Here is a 23,092-nt window from a genome sequence, read left to right as displayed (position 1 = left end):
AAACTAAACAAAGAGAGCAAAGAGAACGCAAACCAAAGAACTTGGAGGCGTTTCAAATGAATCTAAACACCATCAAAACCATCACCAACCTCGGGGCCGGAACCATGGGGCATGCCACGGCGTTGCAATTTGCACTGAAGGGTTATCCGGTGCGGTTGCTGGATACCAGTGACGCCGCGTTGCAACAGGGGATGACCGCCATCAAACATGACCTGGCGACCTTTCGCGAGGCCGGCTTGTTGCACGAGGCGGATGCCGCCATTCTCGAGCGGATTACGCCGACGACCGACTACGCGGCCGCGCTGGTTGATAGTGATTTTGTGATTGAGTCAATTATTGAGGACCTGGATGTGAAGAAACAAGTTTGGCAACGGGTCGAATCGCTAGTCAGCGACGAGACCATTTTGGCAACCAACACCTCGGGCCTCAGTCCGACCGCGATTCAATCCGTCTTGCTCAAGCCTGACCGGTTCGTCGTGGCCCATTTCTGGAATCCGGCGCAGCTGATGCCGCTGGTGGAAGTCGTGCCCGGCAAGCAGACGGCGCCCGCCACGGTGACGTTGACCGTGGCCTTGATGAACCACATTGGCAAGCACGCGGTCGGTCTCAAGCAAGAGTCGCTGGGCTTCGTCGGCAACCGGATTCAACTGGCCGTCTTGCGCGAAGCCCTGCACATCGTGGATGAGGGCATCGCCACGCCGGCAGCCGTCGACGACATTATCAAATACAGTCTGGGCCGGCGGTGGAGCCTGGTTGGCCCGATTGCCAGTGCCGACCTCGGGGGCCTTGACGTGTTCGACAACATCAGCAAGTACCTCTACGCTGACCTGGGGGCCACGCAGGGGGAAGATCCCGCGCTGGCGAAGAAGGTGGCGGACCACGAGCTGGGTCTCAAGACCGGTCGTGGCTTTTACGACTGGAACGGTGACGATGGCGCGAAGATCGTTGCGCAGCGAGACCGTGACTTGCTCAATTTGCTAAAACAAGATCAACAGTAACCATGAAAAAGCCGCGGAAGTTTTCCCCGGCTTTTTTTGCTATTCAGTTTTTTCCTGTTCTTTTACGTTAATCAGGCGCGTAAATTCCTGTTCGCCCAGCAGGTGGTGCAATGCCACGTCTTGGGGCTGATGTTCGCGTCGACCCAACCAGTAGAACAGCAGGCCCAGGCCCAGCCACACGGCGAGCATGATGTACTCCGTCGGCCAGGCCAGTGCAACCGGTGACTTGGGATACAGGGTCGCCACCGCAATCAAAATCGCCAGCAGACCGCCCAAGAGACTGGGCCACAGGCGTTTCAGCCGAAAGCCACCATTCAGTGTTGGGTAGGTCTGCCGAATGCGCCACAGGGCCGCAGCCGTGATGGCCCAGGCCATGGCCACGAAGAAGCCGCCGAGGTCCAGGAAGTAGGTCATGGCGCCTTTCCCCAGCCAACCGAAGCCGACCGCAAAGACCAATACCAGGACCGTCGCGTTGACCGGTGTATTGTGTTTTTCATTGATTTTGGCAAATTGGGGTGGCAATAGTCCTGCCCGTGCCAGGGATAAGATCAGCCGTGGTGCCGCCGTGAACAGGCCGATGAAGCTGGTCAACAGGCCCAAAAAGGCAATCAGATAGGCCGCCGTGCCCAGCAACGGGAAGCCCGCCGCGGTGAAGGCCGTGATGGAGCCCATGCTGAAGGTGGCCGTCTTTTCCCACGGGTAGACCCAGGCGCTGGCCAGGAGGACCACGATGTAGTAGCTTGCCGCCAGCAAAATGGCGCCGACCACTGCCTTACCGATCTTCCGCGGGGGCATCGCGGCTTCTTCCGCCAGAATCGTGACGACCTCCCAACCAGTCAGAAAGGTCATGGCAGGCAGGACGAAGCGGACCACGTTGGCCCACGGCGTACTACCCGCGGCGAAGGCCGGCCAGAAGTTGTGGACGCTTCCTTGCGAAAAGCCGGTGATAATCAGCAGACCACCCAAGATGACCAGTCCGATAAACAACACGGCTTGTACGCCCGCCGTCAGCTTGGTGCCGCGAACGTTAAGCGCAAAAATGAAGAGTGTGAAGGCCACGCCAATCGCCAGTTCCATCAAGGAAACGTGGGCCCCGGCAATCGTGTAGCCCGGCCCCGTTGAAATCTGGGGCACCAGGGTCGCCAGCAACATGCTAGAAGCCGTGACGTAAAAGGACAGCGCGCTCAAATAGGCGCCCAAGATCGCCCAGCCGGTCGCAAAGCCCCAACGTTTCCCAAACGCCAGGTAGCTGTAAACCACGGGTCCACCACTACGCGGAAAGATGGACGACAGTTCCGCAAAAGACAGTGAGGCCAACACCGTGATAAGCGTGGCCAGCATGAAGCCGAAAATTTCGCCCCCGGCGCCGTACTTGTCAAAGAAAATCCCGTTGGTGTAGATCCAGCTACTGCCAATCACGCTGGACGCACCTAAGATCAAGAGGCGGGGAAACGAAATGTGCCGGGACAGGTTCTGCATAATAATCGCTCGCTTTCGTTGATTAGTAAAATAATGAAGGGCGGCATCACTTGTGAAATAGCTGAATTTATTCTACCTGATGGTAACGCTTACAACAACTAAAACGGCTCGCACAGTTCACAAACTGAAAAAATTGCCTCGTTGGAAAAATATTTGACCAATCTTCACGGAGTTGTTCTGTAAAGGGGGCAACAACCATGACAACACGCAAGCGCTTGGCCCGGTTGGGCAACGACCAGCGCCACCGATTTCAGGGGACATTCGAACGCTATGGCTTAAAGGCGGGGTATCGCGGCCAGGAGGCGACCATTTTATTGCGCGAGGTCCGGCTCCTCGGTAATCAGCAGCTGATGACGGATCACCTGTGGTTTAACTTGACCAAGGGGTTTCAGAAGTTGGGCCAGCTAAAGGCCGGTGATGTGATTCAATTCGATGGCCGGGTCAACAGCTATCTCAAGGGCTATCAGGGCAATTTATTTGCGGCCACGGAGATCGACTACCAGGTCAGTTGGCCGACCAAAATCACCCGCATTTCCGGCGGTAAACGACCGCCATTGCCGAATTGGTGGGAGCTGGTTGACTTCATTCAGGACCGTAATCAGGCGTAGAAAATTGGCAAAAGAATTGCACCAGCGGTGGATTTCCACTACAGTAGAGCCAATAACAACGGTTTGAAATGGAGGAATTTAACATGCCAACGCCCTTACGATTCGATGATACTCAAGGACAAGACCACACGGCCCAGGTCGACGGGCAACCGGTCACTTACCGGGCGTTTATGGACCTGACCTACGTGACGATGCCCGTGGACCCAATTCAGCGGCTCAACGTTTTCGTGCCCACGCCATACTTCAATGGTGGGACAGTCAATGGGTACCAACGTGTGACGGCGCCTATCTTCATGCCCAATACCGTGGGCGGTTACTTGCCGGGACCCCAAGACTTTCCAGGTAATCTGGCCGTTTACAGTCGTGGCGATACCATCTTACGGGCCCTGAAACGTGGCTACGTGGTGGTTACGGCAGGCTTACGCGGACGCACCCAGACGGATGGTCAGGGGCAAAATACCGGCAAGGCGCCGGCCTTTATCGTGGATATGAAGGCGGCCGTGCGCTACGTAAAGTTCAACGCTGGGCGTCTGCCGGGGAATCCTGAACGTATCATTACCAATGGGACCAGTGCTGGTGGGGCCACGTCCGCGTTGATGGGGGCCAGCGGCAATGCAGACTTTTTCGAAAGCCGCCTGCAAGACCTGGGGGCGGCCCCGGCCACCGACGACATTTTTGCCGTGTCGGCTTATTGCCCAATCCACAACCTGGAACACGCCGATGCGGCGTACGAATGGGAATTTAGCGGGATCGACCAGTGGCATCGCCAGCGGATTCGTGTTGAGGATAACCGTCAAATTTGCACGCCCATTCACGGCCATCTCAGTGAGCAGGAACGGGCGTTGTCACCGCAACTCAAAGCGGCGTTCATCCCGTATGTCAACGGTCTCGAATTAAAGGACCGCGCAGGCAATCCCTTGTCGCTGGATCACACGGGTGAGGGGAGTTTTAAAACACAAATTTTGCGCTACCTCAAGGATTCGGCGCAGACGGCCTTGGATGCGGGCCAAGACGTGACTAAGTATGCCGGCGTGATTGTCAGTGGCCATACCGTGACCCGTATCGACTGGCCCCAGTATTTGCGCGCGATTACCCGGATGAAGTCCGTCCCCGCCTTCGATGCGCTGGATTTACGCAATCCGGAAAATGACCTGTTCGGCAATCGACTGACAGCGGCGCGGCACTTTACGCCGTTCGCACAGGCCCACAGCGCGGTCCCGGCCACGTTGGCCGATGCCGATTTGGTAGCAGCAGTCAATCCATTAACATACTTATTGAAAAAGCAAAGTCACGTAGCCCCACACTGGCGGATTCGCCACGGGGCGGCCGACCGCGATACGTCTTTTGCCATCCCCGTCATCTTGGCAACTAAATTGGCCAATCGCGGCTACGACGTGGACTTCGCCCTACCTTGGGCGACGCCCCACAGCGGAGATTACGACCTGCCAGACCTCTTCGACTGGATCGACGGGTTGTGCCAAACTGCGGGGTAGCGAAACCGGATACCTGCGTTTTGGTTACCCGGCTTGGCCGCCTACCGTTCGCCAAATATGGGACTGGAACGCGGTGGGGCGGACCGGTCGAGCCAAAGGGTGGTCTCGCCCTCGCTTTGAGCCGAAAATCACGTCTCAAAGACGCCAGTTCCCTAAGCGGCCAAAGTCACCGCTAAGGGAACTCCCACGGCTGAGCCCATATTTGGCGAACTCCCGGCTACGGTGATGACAATCGACACAGAGTTGGGCTCGCGGTATCGACTAATGTTGCCGTTGAACCTAGGCCAACGTTGTGTCACTAAGCAGTTTCCCACGGCTGATGCCGGCCTGCGGTTAGGTTAAATCGCTGCTCATCCCATATTCAATCTGTAGGTAGAAATATCCCACCCGCAAGTCGTTAGTCACGTCACATAACTTAGCCCCAGCGTTTTGGTTTACTTTTCCGGGCAATCTCCCTATCATGAAGGGAACACGAAGGGGTGACGAAGATGCAGAGACTGTATGGTTGTGTGCCCTTACTCAATGTGGTTGGAAGCCTGATGTTTCTCTTGATCATCTCGCTACAGCCGGCGACTTACACGAGCTTAGGCGTCGAATTCGACTGGCGGCAAGGCAACCTGCTGCTCACGGCGGTCTTGATTGGGTTGGCCTTAGCGACGGCGTTTGCCCAGCGGCGGCGGACCAAGCGCTGGGGGCTCGGTGCCAACGTGATCATCATCGTGGTTATGACAGTGGCCCTGTGGCACTCCCAGGTGCCTGACGTCATCAGCGACTACCTGTGGTTGTGGGCCTTGCTCATGATTTTTAACCTCGGCTTGATTGGCTGGGGCTGGCTGAAATTACGACCACAGCAAAAAAAGAGTGGGCCCAAAGGCGATTAGCCGGCGAGCATTAAGGCTGATAACCGAATAATCCGGGTTTGGGATTGTTTGGTTATCAGTTTTAAGCGGAACCGGCTGCCTTTTGGCGCACGTTTCAGCTATGTAAAGGGGATATGAAAGAGCCTGGAAAAATTTTCCCAGGCTCTATTTTAGTACTATTTTAATGGCAAGCTAAATCAAAATCCCGTTACAGTGGTCGACCTCGTGTTGGATGATCTGGGCCACGAAGCCGGTGAAGGTCTGATGTTGTGGCTGAAAGGCGGCGTTTAAAAAGTCCACGTCAATCGTCTTGAAGCGCTGCGTTGGCCGTTCGCCACTCAGCGACAGGCAGCCTTCGCTGGTCTGGTAGGGACCGGCGTGTTTGGTGATGACTGGGTTGATCATGGCGATGGGCAACAGGCCCAGGTCAACGACGATGATGCGCCGATTGACGCCAATCATGTTGGCGGCCATGCCCACGCAGTTTTCGCTATTGGCCTTCAGGGTATCGAGCAGATCGGTCACGGTCGCCGTATCCGCCACCGTGGCGGGGGCTGAGGGTTGGGCCAGGCGGGTCTGGTCGTGAATCACAGGTTTGATCATGAATAGGTTCCTCCCAAATGAGTCGTTTACTTAGTATAGCACGTTGACTGACCGCGCTGAACCAAAAGCCGTTGTAGGCGCTGCGCCGTGCGATAACTGCGCGTACTGGTCTGGTGATAAAACGGGGTGCCGGTCAATTGGCCGTAGCCGGAATGGCGGAAGTCTGGCGCGGTGACGGTCCAAAAGATCAGGTGTGGCGTGATGGCCACGCGGTCGTTGGCGGTCAGCTGGTGCGTCAACCAGGTATCCTGATTAAGCGCATAGGTCGTCAGCTTAAACAGTAACATGTGCTGACCCGGGGCGGCGTCCGTCCACCAGTCCGGCGCCTGGGCCAGCTCGTGCAAGAAGTCCGGACCGGCCATGAGGCCAAATGGCTGATCAAAGTCGACGTGTGTAGCCAGCAGATTTGCCACGCGGTCCGTGTCTGCGGTCAACGGGGTGTCACTGGTGAACACGCCGTTGCCGGTATTGCCCACGGTCTGTACCCGAGCAAAGCCGGCCGCCCGCAGCCAGTCGCGCAAGTTGGCCATGGGGATCCGGTGGGCCGTGCCGGTATTGATGCCCCGCAAGATCAACAAGTTATCCATGGGTCAGTCCTCCTGGGTCAGCGCCGACACGAAACGCTGCGTGGCGGCGGCGACCGTACCGCGAGGGTAGACCAGCTGCAGGTGGCTGATCAGCGGTTGGGCAAAGGGCCGCGTTACAAAGGCGTCTGACAGGAAGGGGGCGGCGGATTTGGCGAACAGATAGGTCACCCGCGTGGTGCCGGTGATCATGGCCAGCAGCGTTTCGATGTGTGGCGTGGTGAAGCGAATGTTGGGGGTGATGCCGGCTTGCTGGTAGCGTTCGCCCATCTTTTCGTACACGCCGGAGCCCGGATTGAGGCTGACGACTTCAAAGGCGGCCAGGTCGGCCATGGTCAGCTGAGACTTGGCGGCGAGGGGATGATCGGCGGCCAAAACGACCTTGAGGGCATCGTCGGCGAGGGTCACGGTGGCAAATTGTGAGGGGTTGAGCTGTTGGCTTTGGACGTCGCGCAAGATCCCTAAGTCGAGTTCCTGATTTTGTAATTTGTGCAGGAGAACCGCTCCCTCCAGCTCCTCGAGGCGAATGTTGAGCTGCGGATAGGTCGCCATGAAACGACTCATCTTCGTGGCCAGACCGTATTGAGCCATGACGGGCACCGTGCCGACGTGGATGGTCCCACGCTTAAGGTCGCGGTATGCCGCCAGTTCACTAGTCATGAGCTCGTATTGCGTCGTCATTGTCTGCGCGTAACGGAAAAAGACCTCGCCGCTTTCTGTAATGGTCAGCTGGCGCTTGTTTCGCGTGGAAATCAGGGTACTGTTCAACTCGGTCTGAAGTGATTTCAGGCGTTTGGACAGCGCCGATTGGGTCAGGTGCAGGGCAACGGCAGCGTCCGAAATATTGCGGATTTGATAAACGGTGATGAAGTTGTAAAGGTCGGCAATGGTCATGGGCAGGTCCTTTCTCAAATTGGCTGTTATTCCTGTTAAGCATAACAGTAGTCGAAATCTGAATTGTTTGCAACCGTTTTACCGGCTAAGCTAGACGATGTAGATGACAAGGAGGTCAGCACATGACAAACGAACCGTATGATTTACGCAAAGTTTTAGCAGAGTTACAAACGCATCCCGGGCAGTACCACGCCACCGACGTGCCCGTGGATCCCAATGCCGAACTGTCCGGCGTATACCGCTATATCGGTGCCGGCGGGACGGTCCAACGGCCGACCCAAGAAGGACCGGCGATGATGTTTAATCAGGTCAAGGGATTTGCTGGTACCCGGGTATTGACGGGGTTGATGGCCAGCCGTGAACGTGTTGGGCTGATGTTCCACCATGATGCGCGCACGCTGGGGCAATTCTTAAATGACGCCGTGGAACATCCCGTGCCGCCGGTGATGGTCGATGACGCACCGGTGCACGAGGTCGTGCATCGGGCGACCGACCCGGATTTTGATATTCGCAAGTTAGTGGCGGCGCCGACCAATACGCCAGAAGACGCCGGCCCGTACATCACGGTGGGCGTGGTGCTGGGGTCGAACAAGGCCAAGACTATGAGTGACGTGACGATTCACCGGATGGTCTTAGAAGACAAGGACAAGCTGGGCATCTACATTATGCCGGGCGGCCGCCATATTGGCGCGTTTGCCCAAGAATATGAGGATGCCAATGAACCGATGCCGGTGACCATCAACATCGGGTTAGACCCGGCCATTACCATCGGGTGTACCTTTGAGCCGCCGACCACGCCGCTGGGCTACAACGAACTGGGCGTCGCCGGGGCCATTCGCCAAGAGGCGGTCGGCTTAACGCCCGCACTGACGGTCGATGAAAATGCGATTGCCCGTTCCGAATTTACGCTGGAAGGCGTCATCTTGCCCCACGAGCGGATCCAAGAAGACATCAACACCCACACGGGCAAGGCGATGCCAGAATTTCCGGGCTATGATGGTGATGCCAACCCAGCGCTGCAGGTGATCAAGGTCACGGCCGTTACCCATCGGGAGCATCCTATCATGCAAAGTGTCATCGGTCCTTCCGAAGAACACGTCAGCATGGCCGGTATTCCTACCGAAGCCAGCATTTTAGAGTTGACCAACCGCGCCATTCCCGGCAAGGTGTTGAACGTGTACAATCCGCCGGCTGGTGGTGGCAAGCTGATGACCATCATGCAGATTCACAAGGCAGATGCGGCCGACGAGGGGATTCAGCGGCAAGCGGCGCTCCTGGCATTTTCGGCCTTTAAGGAGCTAAAGACGGTCATTCTGGTCGATGAGGATGTCGATATCTTTGATATGAACGACGTGATGTGGACCGTGAATACGCGCTTCCAAGCGGATCAGGACTTACTGGTCTTACCCGGGATGCGCAACCACCCGCTCGATCCTTCCGAACGACCGGCCTATGACCCCAAGTCGATTCGGACCCGGGGAATGTCGTCCAAATTAGTCATCGACGGCACCGTGCCGTTTGATATGAAGGACCAATTCGTGCGCGCCAAGTTCTTGGACGTGCCGGATTGGCAGAAGTATTTAAAGTAAAGGACTGATCGGAAATGAAGAAGATTGTGACTGGCGTGACCGGTGCTTCCGGAACAATTTACGCACTCGACCTGTTGAAAAAATTGCAGGCGATGCCCGACGTGGAGACCCATTTGGTCATGAGTGCCTGGGCCAAACAAAATTTGGCGTTGGAAACGGACGCCACGTTGGCCGACATCAAGAGCCTAGCCGACGTCGTTTATAGTGACCGCGACCAGGGTGCTGCGATTGCCAGCGGGTCGTTTCTAAGCGACGGCATGATCATCGTGCCCGCCAGCATGAAGACCGTTGCCAGTATCGCCTATGGCTTTGGCGAAAATCTGATTGCCCGCGCGGCCGACGTGACCATCAAGGAACAGCGCAAATTGGTGATTGTTCCCCGCGAGACGCCGCTGAGCGTGATCCATTTGGAAAATCTGACCAAGCTGGCTAAGTTGGGTGCCCAGATCATTCCACCGATCCCCGCCTTTTACAATCAGCCGCAGACCATTCAAGACCTGGTCGACCACCAGACCATGAAGGTGTTGGATGCCTTTGGGATTGCCGTGCCCCAGGCCAAGCGTTGGGAGGGGGATTAACCGTGCCTAAATTTCACGTGACGCAAGAAAATTACACAATCACCGCGGAGCTGACCGTGATTGGCCAGGACCTCCTCATCGTGGTGACCGGTGGCAGTAACCCCCACATCGGCGACGTGACCACGTTGACCCGCACCACGCCGCTGCACACGGTGAAGTTTCCCAGCCATGATGGCCGCTTTCACAAGGATAATTTTGTTGGCGAGCGAATCGCCAGGGTGGTGCAACCGGTGTTGCCGGGCAGCTGCACCATCACTGCCGGCATTCACGTCAACCAAATCACCAAGGCCCAAATTGCGGCGTCGGCACCGATGGGAGAAACGTTGGGCCACCAAATCGTGGACTGGCTGGCGACGCATCCGGTGAACGCCCCCGCGCCGGAATACTACAGCGATTCGGAGCAGCCCCAGTGAGATTAGTGGTCAATCTGTAACACACCTGCCCGCCGACCAAGCGTATAATTGGAGGTAACAAATGGGCTGGACCCGTTTGCCATCGGGGAGGATTCAGATATGAAAAAATTGTTAATGGGGCTGGCCGTGCTGGCCACTGCGGCCACGGTCGGTGGCGGTCACCTACCGGCACCCACCACGGCGCAAGCCAAGGCCAAGACGACCTTAAAGGCGCTGCCGAAACGCTACCGCCACACCTGGTATCACTACGCCAACGGGAAATTATCCACGCTGAAATTTAGCGCGAAAGCAATTTCCGGGCGGACCTACTACGCCGGCGAGCACCACGCCGTCAACTATTTGGCGCACATTCACGCGCACAAGCTAACGACCACCAAATTCCGGCGCCACTTCTCCTGGAGCACGGCCACCACGGTGCGGTCTCATCGCAGTCAGTGGCTCAACGTCCGGGGCTGGAATCAGGTCATGGGCGACGGGGACTTTTACCGGGTCATGACCAAGACGGTCGGTGGCAAACGCGTACCAGTCCTAAGCCAGGCCGGGGGTGCCGGCGTCTGGACGGCGGCTCACTATTACACCAGCAAACACGTGGCCAAGCAGCGGGGCACCAAGCATTTTAGCGGCGAGGTCTATTACAAATAAGCATTGCGGTATAATTTTGTTGCACTGGCTGATAGGGCAGTTGGCGGACGGTAGGTGACCAGCTCAAGTTGTGTTGCGGAAAAGAATTAGTTTCAGCATAATGTATCAGTGAACGCCATGCCAGCTGGGATGGCGTTTCGCTGGATTAAGGGGGAATTTTAACGTGCGAGTGAACGTTTTACAACAGACGCCGGACGAGGGCCCGGGTGCCATTCAGAGCTGGGCCAACGCCAATCGGCATGAACTTTACGTTTACCACCCGGCTGAATTTGGCCAGCTGCCGACCGCCACGCAAACGGACCTGTTGGTGGTCTTGGGCGGACCGATGAGCCCCAACGATGACTTGCCGTGGATCAAGGCGGAACGGCAGCTGATTCAACAGCTCCTGGACGCACACAAACCCATCTTCGGCGTCTGCTTTGGCGCGCAACAAATCGTCAAGCAACTGGGTGGGGCCGTTCATGCGGCGCCAGCCAAGGAAGTGGGGTGGGCCCCGGTCACCCGGCAGAGTACCGTGATTCCAGGTGTTCCGCCAACCGTGACCGTCCTGCACTGGCACGAAGAGATGTTTGACCTGCCGCAAGGCGCGCAGTTGCTGTTCTCCAGCGCGCACCTGCGCAATCAAGGTTTCCTGTTGGGCGATAACGTGCTGGGTCTGCAGTTTCACCTGGAGCCCTTAGCGAATAACGTCCGAGAAATGGTGGTCAACGATGGCGAATACGCAGCGGGCTCCGTCTTGAACCAGACGCCACAGCAGATCTTGGATCATCCGGAATCGGTTGAAACGGAGTCGCTGACTTTTCAGCTATTGAATTTTATTACCAAACGGCATGCGACGGTGGGAAACGGCGCACTGAGCTAATTTGCAAACGCGAATTCCCAAAAATACAGTCAAATAGCCAGCAAAGTGGAGGAAACTATCCATTTTGCTGGCTATTTTTAGACTTAGATGGTGATTCTTCAAGTAACATTTTAGTTTTTTCAGCGGCCCCTTTTTTTGCGCGTCACCTTTACGTAGCTGAAACGTGCGCCAAAAGGCAGCCGGGGGCGCTCTCATTTTAGCTTACCCAAAGTAGCGAATAATCAACTGGGTAATCGTGCTAGCGTGGGTCTCCAGGGCGAAGTGGCCGCTGTCGAGCAGGTCGACTTCGGTGTGGGGGTCGTCTTGCTTGAAGGCCTCGGCACCAGGGTAAATGAAGGACGGGTCGTTCTTGCCCCAAACGGCCAGGAGCCTGGGCTGGTGTTGGCGTAGATAGGCCTGAAATTCGGGGTACCGCTTAATATTATTTTGATAATCAAAAATCAAATCCAGTTGCCGCTCCGCGTATCCGGGAGCCTGTAGGCGATGTCTAAGGTGTAGCCATCGGGGCTGACCGTGTGCGGCGCGGTCCCGGTGAGGTATTGGCCTTGAATCGTGGCCGGGGCAAAGGCCGAGCGGTAACTGTCGCGTTTGGCTGACGTTGGGTGGGTCCCAGAAGCCTTGGCGTTGCGGCAGCGGTACAGGCCACGTGGAAAACTTCAGGATTGTGAAAAAAACGAAAAAGGGTTGACTCCCGTGGCTAAGGGGGTCACGCGTCGTCAAGCACCCAATTTTAGAAGAGTGGTCCAAGCAGCTGGCCTCATTTCCTGGTATAATTTCTACCGGTACCGACAAGAAATCCGTAAAATCGCAAAAAAACGCTATTGGTAGTACAAAAAAGGACTATCTTAACAAGATATTGTGGGTTTGTCGCGGCTAAAAATGATAAGATGGAACCCTGGAAAACGGTTTCAGAAAGGCGGTGAACGGGGCAATGCGTGTGGGTATCTTTGACGAATTAACTTTTTTCAGTCGGCTACACCCCTTGGTGGCGGCCATTTATTTCGTTGAACTCTTCACATTATTGCTGATTTTCAACCACCTGGTGCTCACGCTAGCGTTGTTTGTGGGGCTGTGCGGTCTGTGCGGCTGGTATTTTGATCGCCAAAAGGTCTGGCGTACTCTCAAAGGGGTCGGGTCGCTGATGGCGATGATCTGGCTGTTCAACGTCATCCTGAATCAGACCGGGCGTCCGTTGTGGATCGGCCACCTGGGCAGTCTCACGGTGCGCATCACGCAGACCGCGGTGCTCTACGGGGTGACGATGGCCTTGTCGCTGGGGGGCATGATTCTTGCCTTCGTGTTGTTCAATGGCGTGATTACTACGCCCAAACTCAGCTACCTGCTGTTTCCGGTGGTGCCGCGCTTGGCAATGCTACTAACGATTTCGCTGCGCATGGTCAACTTGTTTACGCAGAAATTTCGGCGGCTGGTCATGCTGCAAAAGACCCGCGGCATCGTGGTGAGCGAAGGCGCCTGGCGCGGGCGGCTACAAAAGACCGGCCAACTGCTGCGCATCCTGCTGATCGACTCCGTGTCTGCGGCCATGGAAACGGCGGTATTGATGGAAGCGCGCGGCTTTGGCGCCAAGAAACGCAGTCATTACCAGACCTTCCGTTGGCAGGCGATGGACGCCGTCTTTGGCGTGGTCAGTCTGCTCGTCTTTGCAATCATCGTGGGTCTGCGCCTGCACGGCTGGGGCTGGACCGGTGACATCACGCAGTTTGGCGTGTTGGGCCCAGGCGATTGGTGGGCCGGCTTAATCATGATTGGCTTTATTAATTTACCATTGATGGGTGAGGTGGGATACCGACTATGCGAGAACTAATCAAAAGTACACACCTGACCTTCACGTATGCGGGTCAGACCGTGCCCACGTTGACCGACATTTCCCTGGACATTCATCCGGGCGACTTTGTCACGGTGGTCGGCGCGACTGGGAGCGGCAAGACCACGCTGCTCAAACAATTGAAGACCGAACTCAAACCGGCGGGCATTCAGCAGGGCCAGGTGACCTACCAGGGGACACCAGTAGCGGATTTGACCGGCGACGTGAGTGCGCAACAGCTGGGCTACGTGGCCCAGGATCCTCAGGTGCAGCCCATCATGGCAACCGTGATCGAGGAGCTGGCGTTTCCCTTGGAAAATCTCGGGTACGCGACGGCCGCGATGAATGGTCGAATTGCCGAGGTGGCTAACTTCTTGGGCTTGAATTCACTCTTACATACGCCCGTGCAAGACTTGTCGGGGGGCCAACTCCAGCTGGTCAACCTGGCCTCGGTGCTGGCATTGAAGCCGCAGGTCATTTTGCTAGATGAACCGACCGCGCAACTGGACCCGACCACGGCGCAAAATTTCCTCAATATTTTACAGCAGGTGCATGACGAACTGGCCATCACCATCATCTTGACGGAGCACCGATTGAGTCGGGTACTGGCGTTGGCTAACCGGCTGGTGTTGTTGGAACACGGCCGCTTGGCCTACGACGGCCCCGTGTCGGCGGGGTTGGTCCGCATGCACGCGGAGCCGACGTTGCGACCGTTCGTGCCGCCGGTGCCCGCGTTTTTCCTGGCGCATCACTTGCCAGTGGCCGAATTGCCACTGACGGTGACGACTGGGCGCCAGGTCATCGCCCAACAGGCCTGGCGGTTTGCGGCGGTGCCGTCACCGCAGCCCCAACCCAGCCCGCCGTCCAGCGACTTCAGCCTGACGGCCAAGGGCGTGTCCTTGCGTTATCCGACGACCGGCGACATCTTGCATCAGGTCGATCTGGACGTCACGCCGGGTAGTTGGCTGGCAATCATTGGTAAAAATGGCTCGGGCAAGTCCACGTTGCTGAGTGTCTTGGCGGGCCTGCGCAAGCCCCAACATGGTAAGGTCAAGCTCGACCAGCAGGTGGTTTGGAAGATGAAAAATCACGACCGTCTGCAGCGGCTGAGCTTCCTGTCGCAGAACCCGACGGAGCAATTTAGCGGCGAGACCGTCACCGAGGAATTGACGGCCCAGGCCAAATTGGCGGGAGTCGACGCGACGGAGCGGGTGCCGCAACTGCTCACGGAACTGCAATTGACTGCAGTGGCCGACCACAACACATTTGACCTCAGCGGGGGGCAGCAACAGCTGGTCGGCTTGGCCTTGGCGTTGATCACCCAGCCGCAAGTCTTGTTGCTAGATGAGCCGACCAAGGGCTTGGATCCGGCGACCAAGCAGCTGGTTGGGCGGTTCTTGCAACGCTTCCACGAAGATGGGCTGACAATCATTATGGCCAGTCACGACATGGATTTCTGCGCGGCATTTGCGGACACGTGCACGTTCATGTTTGACGGCCGGCTCAATCAGCCGCAACCGACGCGGCAATTCTTTACGGACAATTTCTTGTCCACGACGGCGATCAACCGGTTGTTGCGCCAGCAGGTGCCGACCGCCTTGTTCAGCCGCGACGTCACGCAAGTCGCCATGAAAGGAGGTGAGAAAGATCGAACAGCGTAGTTGGTGGAAAAATAGTTGGACCCTAGTCGTACCGGTGGGCTTGATGCTGCTGGTATTGGCGGGGATGTTGCTGGTGAAAGGCCATCATTTTGTCATCTTTAGTTTTGCCTGTCTGGCTTGCAGCCTGTTGCCAGCCTATTGGCACTTTGAAAAGCGGCAAATGGGCACGCGCCTGTTGGTGTTCTTAGCGGTGATCGTGGCGCTAGGGGTCATTGGCCGGGTGCCGCTGGCGGCAATTCCCAACGTGCAACTGACCAGTTTCGTGGTCATCGTCAGCGCGATTACCTTGGGGCCAGAACTGGGCTTCGTTTCGGGGTCGATGATGGCACTGGTCTCCAACCTGTTCTTGGGTCAAGGCCCGTGGACGCCGTGGCAAATGTTGGCCTGGGGCCTGATGGGCCTGACGACCGGTTTGATTGGGCGGACGCCGCTGAAAAATAAGGTCTGGGTGATGGTCGTCTGGGGCGCCTTGTGGGGCTTTTGGTTCGGCTGGATTATGGATCTGTGGTACGCCCTGGCCTACGTTCGGCCGTTGCGTCCCGCCAGCTTCTTCCTGTCGTTTGCCGCCAGTCTCATGTTTGACGCGCTTCACGCGGCAACCAATGCCGTGAGTCTGTTACTGTTGTATCACCCGTGGCGAAAACTGATGGATCGGTTAGTCACGAAATATAATATTTTATAAAAGGGGATATTTTTCATGTTGAACAATAAGTTAATTGCTGCTTCATTGACCGCCGTTATGGCTTTAGGGGCCGTCGTACCTGTCATGGATGTCAACGCCGCTAGTGTCAAGGTCGCTTCCAAGAAATCACAAAAGAGTAAACAAAAAGCGCTCTATACATACGCGAAGAAAATGATGAAACAAAACAAGGATGGGGTCAACGGCACAGCCAAGATCTTTAGCAAGTCCGCTTTCCCAACCACGGGGGCCGCTTCGGGTTACTCTGATTTCCTGTTAGGCTTGAAGAAGCAAGGCTACAAGTTCTCCAAGGCCAACAAGAAGTTGATCAAGAAGAACCTGGTCATCAACAGCAAGAGTGATCCCGCAACCTTGGCTACGGCCATCATTGGTCTGCAAGCCATTGGCGTTAACCCGACTAAGTACAAGCCAGCCGGCGCCAAGAAGAACATGAACCTGGTTAACAAATTGTACAAGCAATCCATGTCCAAACAAACGGTCAATGTGCAAAGCCAAGCCTTGATAGCCGTTTCTTCCAACAAGACCTTCAAGAAGCCTAGCAAGGCCAAATTCTCCAAGAACTCATTGAGCTTGAAGATCGCTAAGAACAAGCAATCCAACAACGGTTGGGCTTACAACAACACGGCTGCCAGCGTCGACGCTGATACTACGGCCACGGCAGTGACTGCCATGATGATGAGTAAGAGCAAGAACAAGACGGTTAAGAAGGCCGAAGTGGCTGGTCGCAACTATCTGAAGAAGAACATCTACAAGAGTGGGGCCTTTGGGTACACTTACAACGGCAAGGAAAATCCTAACGCCAACTCGACGGCCGAAGGTATTTTGGCGTTGAGCACGACCAAGACGTCTTACAAGTTCGTCAACAAGAAGGCCATCAAGAAGGGCCAAACGGCAACGCCTTTGAAGGCCATGTTCAGTTACGTTAAGGCTGACGGGTCTATCAAGGATGCTTACAGCATGGTCTTGGCTTACGGTCAAGCGAGTGTGGCAGCGAGTGCTTACCACAACGGTAACTACAGCAAGAAGTTAGTTTACACGTTCAAATAATCAATCATAGAGTTAAGGGGTAGTTGGCATGAAGAAGACCAGGTGGATCATCGCGGCGGTCGTCGCCACCATCTTAGTGATCGGCGGCGCGCTGGCGTTTCAACAGAGTCGCCAAACGCAAGCGGCGGAACCGGACACGGCGGCAGTCGCCACCAGTTCGTCATCAACGTCGTCGTCATCAGCAAGTGCGACGAGCAGTTCGGTAGCGAAGAAGAAGCATCAAAAGGCGTCGTCGTCCAGCAAGAAGGCGGCTACCAAGGCGAAGACAACCTCGTCATCAACGGCTGCCGCGACGCATCACGCCACGGCAGCCAGTTCGTCGGCGGCCACCAGCACCAGTGCAACGACGACCAGTAAGCGGGCTACCAAGCATCGCACAAGCTCGCCAGCACGGACGACCAAGCGCCACGCAACCACGGCCACGACAACCAAGTCAGCCACCAAGAAGAAGAAGTCATCAGCAGCGACCGCACACTTAGTGGTCAGCGGCTACAAGAAGACCTTCTTCGATGGTAAGGTCAAGGTGAACAGCAAGTCCAACGCGTTCACGGTGCTCCAATCATCCAAGCTCAAGATCAAGGCCCAACAAGGCGTGGTCGTCTACGTCAGCAGCATCAACGGCCTAGCCGAAAACGACGTCAAGGTCGGCAGCGGCTGGAAGTACCGGGTCAATGGGAAGTTTATTGATCAGGCGGCTAATAAGAAGGCTGTTAAAGCCGGAGATAAGGTGCATTGGTACTTTACGACTAAGGGATACTGAGTAATCAATTAAGTTATATTCAACTAATAAAGAGGCTTCCGAACAGTGCTTTGACCCGTTCGGAAGCCTCTTTAGTTAATGTAGAATCATTTTAGTGGGCATAGTTCATGTAGACCCATTGAATCACTGATTTATTTTGGACCGAGACCTCATCAACGGATTGGAGGAGCTGTTGACCATCGACGGTAAACACCCAACCACGAGTGCCAGCGGAATCGGTTAAGTCACCAATCTGGGTCACGTAAGTCGTACCATCGTCGGTGTCCGACCGGTAGATAATATCGCGGCGCTTGAAGTAATTACGGGTGACATCGTATACCGAATCAGAAGATTGCCAGTCAAGATCACGGGGAATCGTGTAAACCTTTTGAATGGCATGGTTGCGCTGCCGAAATTCGGACGGCGTTAAGTGCGTCTTGCGTTTGAATATTTTGGTGAAATAGCTGGTCTGCGAAAATCCCAATTGAGCAGAAATCTGATTGATGGGAATGAACGTGAGGGCCAACCGTTCTTGCGCCAAGGCAATCTTTTGGTTGTTGACGTATTCAACGAAGCTCACGTGTAAATATTTTTTGAACAAGCGACTCAGATACGACGGTGAAAGGTAGGCGGCCTCCGCGACTTCATGTAGAGACAGAGCATGTTGAATGTGTTGATGAATGTATGCAACCGCCAGCTTGATGCTTTGGTAGGCATCATCATTGCTAATGGCTTGGCCATCGATCATGGCTGTGGCCATGGTAAAATCAGCCGAGGTTGAACGGGGTTGGCTGTTTGCCGGGAACATTAAATGGTTAAAGTAGTTCAACTGTTTGATTTGATTGGGTTTAAGTGGTTCCCAGACTTGGATGGGTACATCCGCTTGAGCAAACGCCTGATGCAAGACATCAGTGAGGTAGGTCCGTGCCAGTTCAAGGCGTTTTTGGGACACGCTGCTGGCATCGCACAACATCAGTCCCCAGAGTTGGTTTCCCCAACTGATAGGGAAGAGGGCAAAGCTGGTCAGATCCTCGTCGGCCAGGTTACTTCTGATGGCGGAATCATTTAGAAAAACCAGATTATTTTTAAGTAAAATACCGTTGAACCCGTAGCACAAGGTCTTGATCTGCGTAAGACTGGTGAATTTGGCTAAAGCTTGGGCCAGGTCACGATAGTTTTCTTGAGTTGGTGAAAAATTAGGCATAAAAGACCCTCCTCGGTAAAGTGGTAGAGTCCCCATTGACTCAGCGATGTATCCGTTAACATCTAAACAAATTGTAACGAAAAAATAGTACTATTTCAAGATTTTACAAAATAATGCTGGTACTTTCTTGTATTGGTGGGCAAAAAGTACCAATACGAATAGTTTCAAGCGCCACGTGAAACAAATAGAGAGTCAATCCAATATGTTTTGGATTTGACTCTCTATATTGAAATCTGAAATGAAATACAGTATTTCAAAATAATCTCAAGGTTAGGGAGGATAAAACTTTCCGGTGAACAAATGAGATTTCAGCAGGTAACGCATGAAGTACTGTCAAAAGGTACTTAGTAGGCTACAGGAGTATCAGCTGGTTTATTATTGATTAAATTACAGTTATTATCGAAAGCCTTTAGTACCATGTTCCGTACAGCATGCGTCGTGTAAAATGCCGTATGTGGTGTTACCAATACATTAGACCGGTGAATTAAATTTTCTAGACGTTTGTCAGGGAAATCTTTGTGGCGCCAATCTGCATTGAAGATACCAACTTCATCTTCATAAGTATCCATAACAAAACCGAAGATTTTGCCACTATCCAAAGCCTTGATAACAGCATCTGTATCAACTAAAGCACCACGTGAACAATTGACTAAGACAACATCATCTTTCATCTTACTAATGGAATTGCTGTTAATCATGTGAGTGTTATCTTTAGTGGCAGGGACATGTAGAGAAATAACATCGGATTTTGCGTAGAGCTCATCCAGCGTGTCAACGTAATAGCCTTTTTGCTTTAATTCCGGATTCTGATAAGTATCGAAAGCGATCACTTTGGCACCAAAGCCTTCCATGATTTGCATGTAGACACGACCAATGTGTCCCGTTCCGATGACGCCGACAGTTTGATCACGAACTTCTCGACCAATAGTTGGCGCCCAGCGAAGATCACCATTTTCGATTTTTTCATCCAAGACCTTTGTCTGACGTAAAACTCTAGCTGTTTGAATTGCTGCATGTTCAGCAATAGCGTTTGGTGAGTAGACAGGAACGTTGGTGATTTCGAACCCAAGTGCCTTTGCCTTATCTAAATCAATATTATCAACACCGACATTACGAAGTGACATCTTAGTAATGCCTAGATCAGCCAAAGCTTGAAGGGTCTCAGCAGTGTAAGAAAGCTGTTGATAGACAACTACTCCGTTAGCATCTTTAGCATATTTAGCAGTTTTTTCTGTTAATAATTCATCCGTGTATCCTACTTCGATTTCTGGATGAGCCTTTGCCCATTCCTTAACGTAGGGTTCTTCATCTTTACGAATACTAAAAGCGAAAATTCGTTTCTTTCCATTTGAATTAAAGCTTTTAGTTTCTGGTTCATCAACCTGTGATTTTGATTCAGAAAGGACTTGTTTAACGACTTCTCTAATAAGATCTTCATTTATATCTGACATTAAATATTCCTCATTTCCATTGTTCACTTGATATTGGATCGAAAGTGAACAATTTTAAGTATAAATATTAACTGTAAATCAATAAGATATCGGTAAGGGCAAGACATTCAGCAAGTAAGAAAGGAATTCTCTAAATTTGCTGAGATTACTCTAATGACAGCTATTATCGATTATTGTGCCGTGTAACCACCGTCAACTAAGAACTCTGACCCAGTGCTAAATGAGGATTCATCAGATGCTAAGAAAAGAGCCATGTTTGCTACTTCTGACGGTTCGGCCAGACGCCCCATTGGATGTAGTGAAACTAAATGATCTTTAACCTTAGGATCAGTCTTCTCGAGGTTTTCAACCAATGGTGTATTTACGTATCCAGGATGAACCGAATTGATTCGAATAGCATACCCCTCACGTGCGCAATGCAGAGCAGCTGATTTAGTCAAAAGGCGAACGCCACCCTTAGAAGCATTATATGCAAGTAAATCGGGATCACCGATCAGTCCTTCAACAGAACAAAGGTTAATAATGGAGTTCTTTTCATGGTTGTTCTTCATGGATTTAATACCATATTTCACACCCCACATGGTACCTGTTAAGTTAACGCCGATCGTGGAATTCCAGTTCTTTTCATCCATTTTTTCAATATCAGAAAAGACACCAATTCCGGCATTATTGACGATGATATTGATTTTACCAAATTTATTGATTGTAGCTTTGATAATGCGTTCCCAGTCATCCTTTTTGGAAACATCTTGTTGCATGAATACTAGACGATTAGGGATTAACTCTTTTTCTAGTACGTCACCAGCTTCTTTTTCGATGGCAGTGAAGACAACCTTTGCGCCTTCTTGAGCAAAGCGTTCGACAATAGCCTTTCCAATACCCTTTGAACCACCGGTTACTAATGCAACCTTACCTTGCAAGCGTCCCATTATAAAGCCTCCGTTCTATAGTTTGTTACAAAGGTATTATATAGCATGCAATTATCGTATGTAAAGCGCTTTCTTTTCCGGTATGTCAGGCATTTCTGTAAAGTAACTATAAGAAATTATGATAGAAATTGACCTGAATACTGCGTAAAGCCTTGGAGAAGGGGAAAGTAATAAGTTAAAATGTTGAAAATTTTTGAGGTGCATAACTTCACTTGCAAGAGATATTTATTTCGTTAGTTATGGAATTTGCTTGCAATCAATTAGCGAATTTATTCACGTTGCTAGGCCGAAAGAATAATTATTCGGGTAAAATGCGCAATTAACTGACAATTTAGGAAATATGAACGAAAATCCACTGAATAACAGTTTTATCTTTGACGTAAAGTTCACTTGGGAAGATGGGAGGTTGAATACCATCAACAAGAAAAACCCACCCGCTAGCGTTCCCAAGTGATGAAAGATCTTCAATCGCGACAATACATGGACGACCATTAACATCTTTTTCTTTTAAATCGATTCCTTGCTGTTGAAAGAAACGTTTTGAAGCTGCATAGACAGAAATATTGTCGTTCCAAGTCAAGTCACGATAGATTGTGTAAATTTTTTTAGAGCCGCTATAGTGTTTACGGAATTGTAAAGGAGTGAGATTTGTGGTTTCTTTGAAAACCTTATTAAAATAGTTTGCCCTAGAAAATCCTAAGTTATTTGCAATGCTATTAATAGATTGCGTAGTCGTCATTAATTTGTTTTGAGCTAAGGTGATTTTTCTAAGTCGAATGTAGTCAGAGAAATTGATCTTAAAATTTTCCTTGAATAGGCGGCTTAAATAAGCTGGAGAAAGGTAAGCATTGTTGGCCACGGTGAGTAGGGTAAGCTTTTTTGTGATGTTCTGATCTATATAATTTAAGGCAATGTCAATGTCATTAACACCTTTGTTTCGGGTAGTAATGGGAGATGTACTGTTCTTAATCGGTACCAGAGGGGTAGCGTTATGTGAATTGTTGATGAGCAGATTAAATAATTGTAGATTTTGATTAATTTCATCTTTAGTTAGGGGGGACAGTATAAGGACCCGTTGATAATATGTGCTCAAAACCTCATTTGCGACGCTTTCCAATGATTTTTGATTTAATGATAGCATATTGACTGTAATATCACTCTTGTCAGCAAGGAATAAGCCATTGAGTCGATCATTAGTCACGATGGGAAAGAAAATCAAATTCTTTTTCTTTTCAAAGTAGTTGGTTGAGTTAGTTGGATCAGCGAGAAGGCCCTCGCTGGTTATTACATGAAGCGTAGGGTCGATAAAAGCAATACGAATTTTAGTTAATTGAAAAAATAAAGATATAATTTGTTTTATTTGGGTGTATTGCTTTTCTTGTGAATTTAAATTCATAAGAAAATCTCCTTTCGTTGATCACTAGCTTTGTTACTATCTACACAATAAGATATTTTTAATTTTAAAGCAAATAATTGTCATAATTTAAGCTGAATATTTGTAAACTTGCATATTATATATCCTAATCTGTTCAGGAAAATTTGAATCACTTGTTATATAATAGCCGTGTAGCAAAAAGTAAGCGCTTTCAAGCGTATTGACTTTAGGAGGGTTTCCTTATGGAACAAGAAGCACTTGGAATGATTGAAACAAGAGGTTTAGTACCTTCAATCGAAGCAGCGGATGCTATGGTCAAAGCAGCAAATGTTAGTTTAATTGGCCAACAAAAAATTGGAGCTGGTCTTGTAACTGCCATGGTTCGTGGTGATGTTGGTGCTGTGAAGGCTGCTGTAGATGCTGGCGTTCAGGCAGCAGGAAATGTTGGCGAAGTTGTTTCTAACTACGTCATTCCACGTCCTCACACAGACGTTGAGAAGATTCTTCCACGTAAGGAATAAAGAATGATCTAGTGAAATTGGTTCTTATTTTGTTTGA

General features: G+C 52.2%; 24 protein-coding genes. 15 read left to right on the top strand and 9 right to left on the bottom strand.

The genetic code is table 11. The annotated features are described in order from the left end of the window. Positions 1 to 56 precede the first annotated feature (56 nt). Positions 57 to 998, top strand: a complete 942-nt coding sequence (locus tag EGT51_RS01125) for a 3-hydroxyacyl-CoA dehydrogenase family protein (protein ID WP_135366955.1) — start codon at positions 57 to 59, stop codon at positions 996 to 998. A 39-nt stretch (positions 999 to 1,037) separates the two neighbouring features. On the opposite strand, the gene EGT51_RS01120 is transcribed toward EGT51_RS01125, so the two are convergent. Beyond that, entirely contained in the window at positions 1,038 to 2,477 is a 1,440-nt protein-coding gene (locus tag EGT51_RS01120) for an APC family permease (protein ID WP_135366954.1), read from the bottom strand. A gap of 197 nt (positions 2,478 to 2,674) precedes the next feature. Between EGT51_RS01120 and EGT51_RS01115 the strand changes: the two genes are divergently transcribed. The 3 genes from EGT51_RS01115 to EGT51_RS01105 all read left to right on the top strand — a co-directional run bounded on the left by EGT51_RS01115 (position 2,675) and on the right by EGT51_RS01105 (position 5,459). Next, positions 2,675 to 3,085 carry a hypothetical protein gene (locus EGT51_RS01115; RefSeq protein WP_135366953.1) on the top strand — a complete coding sequence of 137 codons (411 nt, stop codon included), beginning with the start codon at positions 2,675 to 2,677 and terminating at the stop codon, positions 3,083 to 3,085. Between the two features lie 83 nt (positions 3,086 to 3,168). Further along, positions 3,169 to 4,578, top strand: coding sequence for a subtype B tannase (locus tag EGT51_RS01110; RefSeq protein ID WP_135366952.1), 1,410 nt, complete (start codon positions 3,169 to 3,171; stop codon positions 4,576 to 4,578). A 488-nt stretch (positions 4,579 to 5,066) separates the two neighbouring features. Next, complete coding sequence (locus EGT51_RS01105) at positions 5,067 to 5,459, top strand: hypothetical protein (protein ID WP_135366951.1); 393 nt, start codon at positions 5,067 to 5,069, stop codon at positions 5,457 to 5,459. A 171-nt stretch (positions 5,460 to 5,630) separates the two neighbouring features. Here the strand turns inward: EGT51_RS01105 and EGT51_RS01100 are convergent, their stop codons facing one another. The 3 genes from EGT51_RS01100 to EGT51_RS01090 are packed head-to-tail and all read right to left on the bottom strand — an operon-like array spanning position 5,631 to position 7,519. Next, entirely contained in the window at positions 5,631 to 6,041 is a 411-nt protein-coding gene (locus EGT51_RS01100; RefSeq protein ID WP_135366950.1) for a peptide deformylase, read from the bottom strand. 26 nt (positions 6,042 to 6,067) lie between these two features. Further along, on the bottom strand, positions 6,068 to 6,628 hold the full coding sequence (locus EGT51_RS01095; RefSeq protein ID WP_135366949.1) for a DUF1697 domain-containing protein: 561 nt from the start codon (positions 6,626 to 6,628) through the stop codon (positions 6,068 to 6,070). 3 nt (positions 6,629 to 6,631) lie between these two features. Beyond that, positions 6,632 to 7,519 carry a LysR family transcriptional regulator gene (locus EGT51_RS01090; RefSeq protein WP_135366948.1) on the bottom strand — a complete coding sequence of 296 codons (888 nt, stop codon included), beginning with the start codon at positions 7,517 to 7,519 and terminating at the stop codon, positions 6,632 to 6,634. A 122-nt stretch (positions 7,520 to 7,641) separates the two neighbouring features. Between EGT51_RS01090 and EGT51_RS01085 the strand changes: the two genes are divergently transcribed. The 5 genes from EGT51_RS01085 to EGT51_RS01065 all read left to right on the top strand — a co-directional run bounded on the left by EGT51_RS01085 (position 7,642) and on the right by EGT51_RS01065 (position 11,603). Further along, positions 7,642 to 9,108, top strand: coding sequence for a UbiD family decarboxylase (locus EGT51_RS01085; RefSeq protein ID WP_135366947.1), 1,467 nt, complete (start codon positions 7,642 to 7,644; stop codon positions 9,106 to 9,108). 14 nt (positions 9,109 to 9,122) lie between these two features. After that, positions 9,123 to 9,686, top strand: coding sequence for a UbiX family flavin prenyltransferase (locus EGT51_RS01080; RefSeq protein ID WP_135366946.1), 564 nt, complete (start codon positions 9,123 to 9,125; stop codon positions 9,684 to 9,686). A 2-nt stretch (positions 9,687 to 9,688) separates the two neighbouring features. Continuing rightward, on the top strand, positions 9,689 to 10,099 hold the full coding sequence (gene lpdD, locus EGT51_RS01075; protein WP_135366945.1) for a prenylated flavin chaperone LpdD: 411 nt from the start codon (positions 9,689 to 9,691) through the stop codon (positions 10,097 to 10,099). Between the two features lie 99 nt (positions 10,100 to 10,198). Further along, positions 10,199 to 10,741 carry a hypothetical protein gene (locus tag EGT51_RS01070; protein WP_135366944.1) on the top strand — a complete coding sequence of 181 codons (543 nt, stop codon included), beginning with the start codon at positions 10,199 to 10,201 and terminating at the stop codon, positions 10,739 to 10,741. 163 nt (positions 10,742 to 10,904) lie between these two features. Next, positions 10,905 to 11,603: a type 1 glutamine amidotransferase gene (locus EGT51_RS01065; protein ID WP_135366943.1), complete on the top strand. Its 699-nt coding sequence runs from the start codon at positions 10,905 to 10,907 to the stop codon at positions 11,601 to 11,603. Between the two features lie 201 nt (positions 11,604 to 11,804). Here the strand turns inward: EGT51_RS01065 and EGT51_RS01060 are convergent, their stop codons facing one another. Next, positions 11,805 to 12,047, bottom strand: coding sequence for an alpha/beta fold hydrolase (locus EGT51_RS01060; RefSeq protein WP_225428656.1), 243 nt, complete (start codon positions 12,045 to 12,047; stop codon positions 11,805 to 11,807). A 487-nt stretch (positions 12,048 to 12,534) separates the two neighbouring features. On the opposite strand from EGT51_RS01060, the gene EGT51_RS01055 reads away from it, so the two are divergent. The 5 genes from EGT51_RS01055 to EGT51_RS01035 are packed head-to-tail and all read left to right on the top strand — an operon-like array spanning position 12,535 to position 17,596. Beyond that, entirely contained in the window at positions 12,535 to 13,428 is an 894-nt protein-coding gene (locus tag EGT51_RS01055) for an energy-coupling factor transporter transmembrane component T (RefSeq protein ID WP_135366942.1), read from the top strand. Further along, complete coding sequence (locus tag EGT51_RS01050) at positions 13,416 to 15,089, top strand: ABC transporter ATP-binding protein (RefSeq protein ID WP_135366941.1); 1,674 nt, start codon at positions 13,416 to 13,418, stop codon at positions 15,087 to 15,089. The genes EGT51_RS01055 and EGT51_RS01050 overlap by 13 nt, the downstream gene beginning before the upstream one ends. 43 nt (positions 15,090 to 15,132) lie before the next feature. Beyond that, positions 15,133 to 15,771, top strand: a complete 639-nt coding sequence (locus tag EGT51_RS01045; protein WP_135367060.1) for an ECF transporter S component — start codon at positions 15,133 to 15,135, stop codon at positions 15,769 to 15,771. A gap of 15 nt (positions 15,772 to 15,786) precedes the next feature. Next, the gene (locus EGT51_RS01040; protein ID WP_135366940.1) at positions 15,787 to 16,836 is read left to right on the top strand and encodes a fucose-binding lectin II; all 1,050 of its coding nucleotides are present in this window, start codon (positions 15,787 to 15,789) and stop codon (positions 16,834 to 16,836) included. Between the two features lie 28 nt (positions 16,837 to 16,864). After that, entirely contained in the window at positions 16,865 to 17,596 is a 732-nt protein-coding gene (locus EGT51_RS01035) for a DUF4430 domain-containing protein (RefSeq protein ID WP_135366939.1), read from the top strand. Positions 17,597 to 17,687: 91 nt separating this feature from the next. On the opposite strand, the gene EGT51_RS01030 is transcribed toward EGT51_RS01035, so the two are convergent. From EGT51_RS01030 to EGT51_RS01015, 4 genes are all read right to left on the bottom strand, one after another. Further along, complete coding sequence (locus EGT51_RS01030; protein WP_135366938.1) at positions 17,688 to 18,779, bottom strand: helix-turn-helix domain-containing protein; 1,092 nt, start codon at positions 18,777 to 18,779, stop codon at positions 17,688 to 17,690. Between the two features lie 344 nt (positions 18,780 to 19,123). Then, positions 19,124 to 20,230 carry a D-2-hydroxyacid dehydrogenase gene (locus tag EGT51_RS01025; RefSeq protein ID WP_135366937.1) on the bottom strand — a complete coding sequence of 369 codons (1,107 nt, stop codon included), beginning with the start codon at positions 20,228 to 20,230 and terminating at the stop codon, positions 19,124 to 19,126. Positions 20,231 to 20,400: 170 nt separating this feature from the next. Further along, positions 20,401 to 21,159: a glucose 1-dehydrogenase gene (locus tag EGT51_RS01020; RefSeq protein WP_135366936.1), complete on the bottom strand. Its 759-nt coding sequence runs from the start codon at positions 21,157 to 21,159 to the stop codon at positions 20,401 to 20,403. A 331-nt stretch (positions 21,160 to 21,490) separates the two neighbouring features. Further along, positions 21,491 to 22,555 (bottom strand): helix-turn-helix domain-containing protein, encoded by a 1,065-nt coding sequence (locus tag EGT51_RS01015; RefSeq protein WP_135366935.1) that lies wholly within the window; start codon positions 22,553 to 22,555, stop codon positions 21,491 to 21,493. Positions 22,556 to 22,776: 221 nt separating this feature from the next. Between EGT51_RS01015 and EGT51_RS01010 the strand changes: the two genes are divergently transcribed. After that, complete coding sequence (locus EGT51_RS01010) at positions 22,777 to 23,055, top strand: BMC domain-containing protein (protein ID WP_135366934.1); 279 nt, start codon at positions 22,777 to 22,779, stop codon at positions 23,053 to 23,055. The last annotated feature ends 37 nt before the right edge of the window (positions 23,056 to 23,092 follow it).

The sequence above is a fragment of the Levilactobacillus suantsaiihabitans genome (assembly GCF_004745505.1).
GTDB classification, from domain to species: domain Bacteria; phylum Bacillota; class Bacilli; order Lactobacillales; family Lactobacillaceae; genus Levilactobacillus; species Levilactobacillus suantsaiihabitans.
This window is presented reverse-complemented; position numbering and strand designations above follow the sequence as displayed.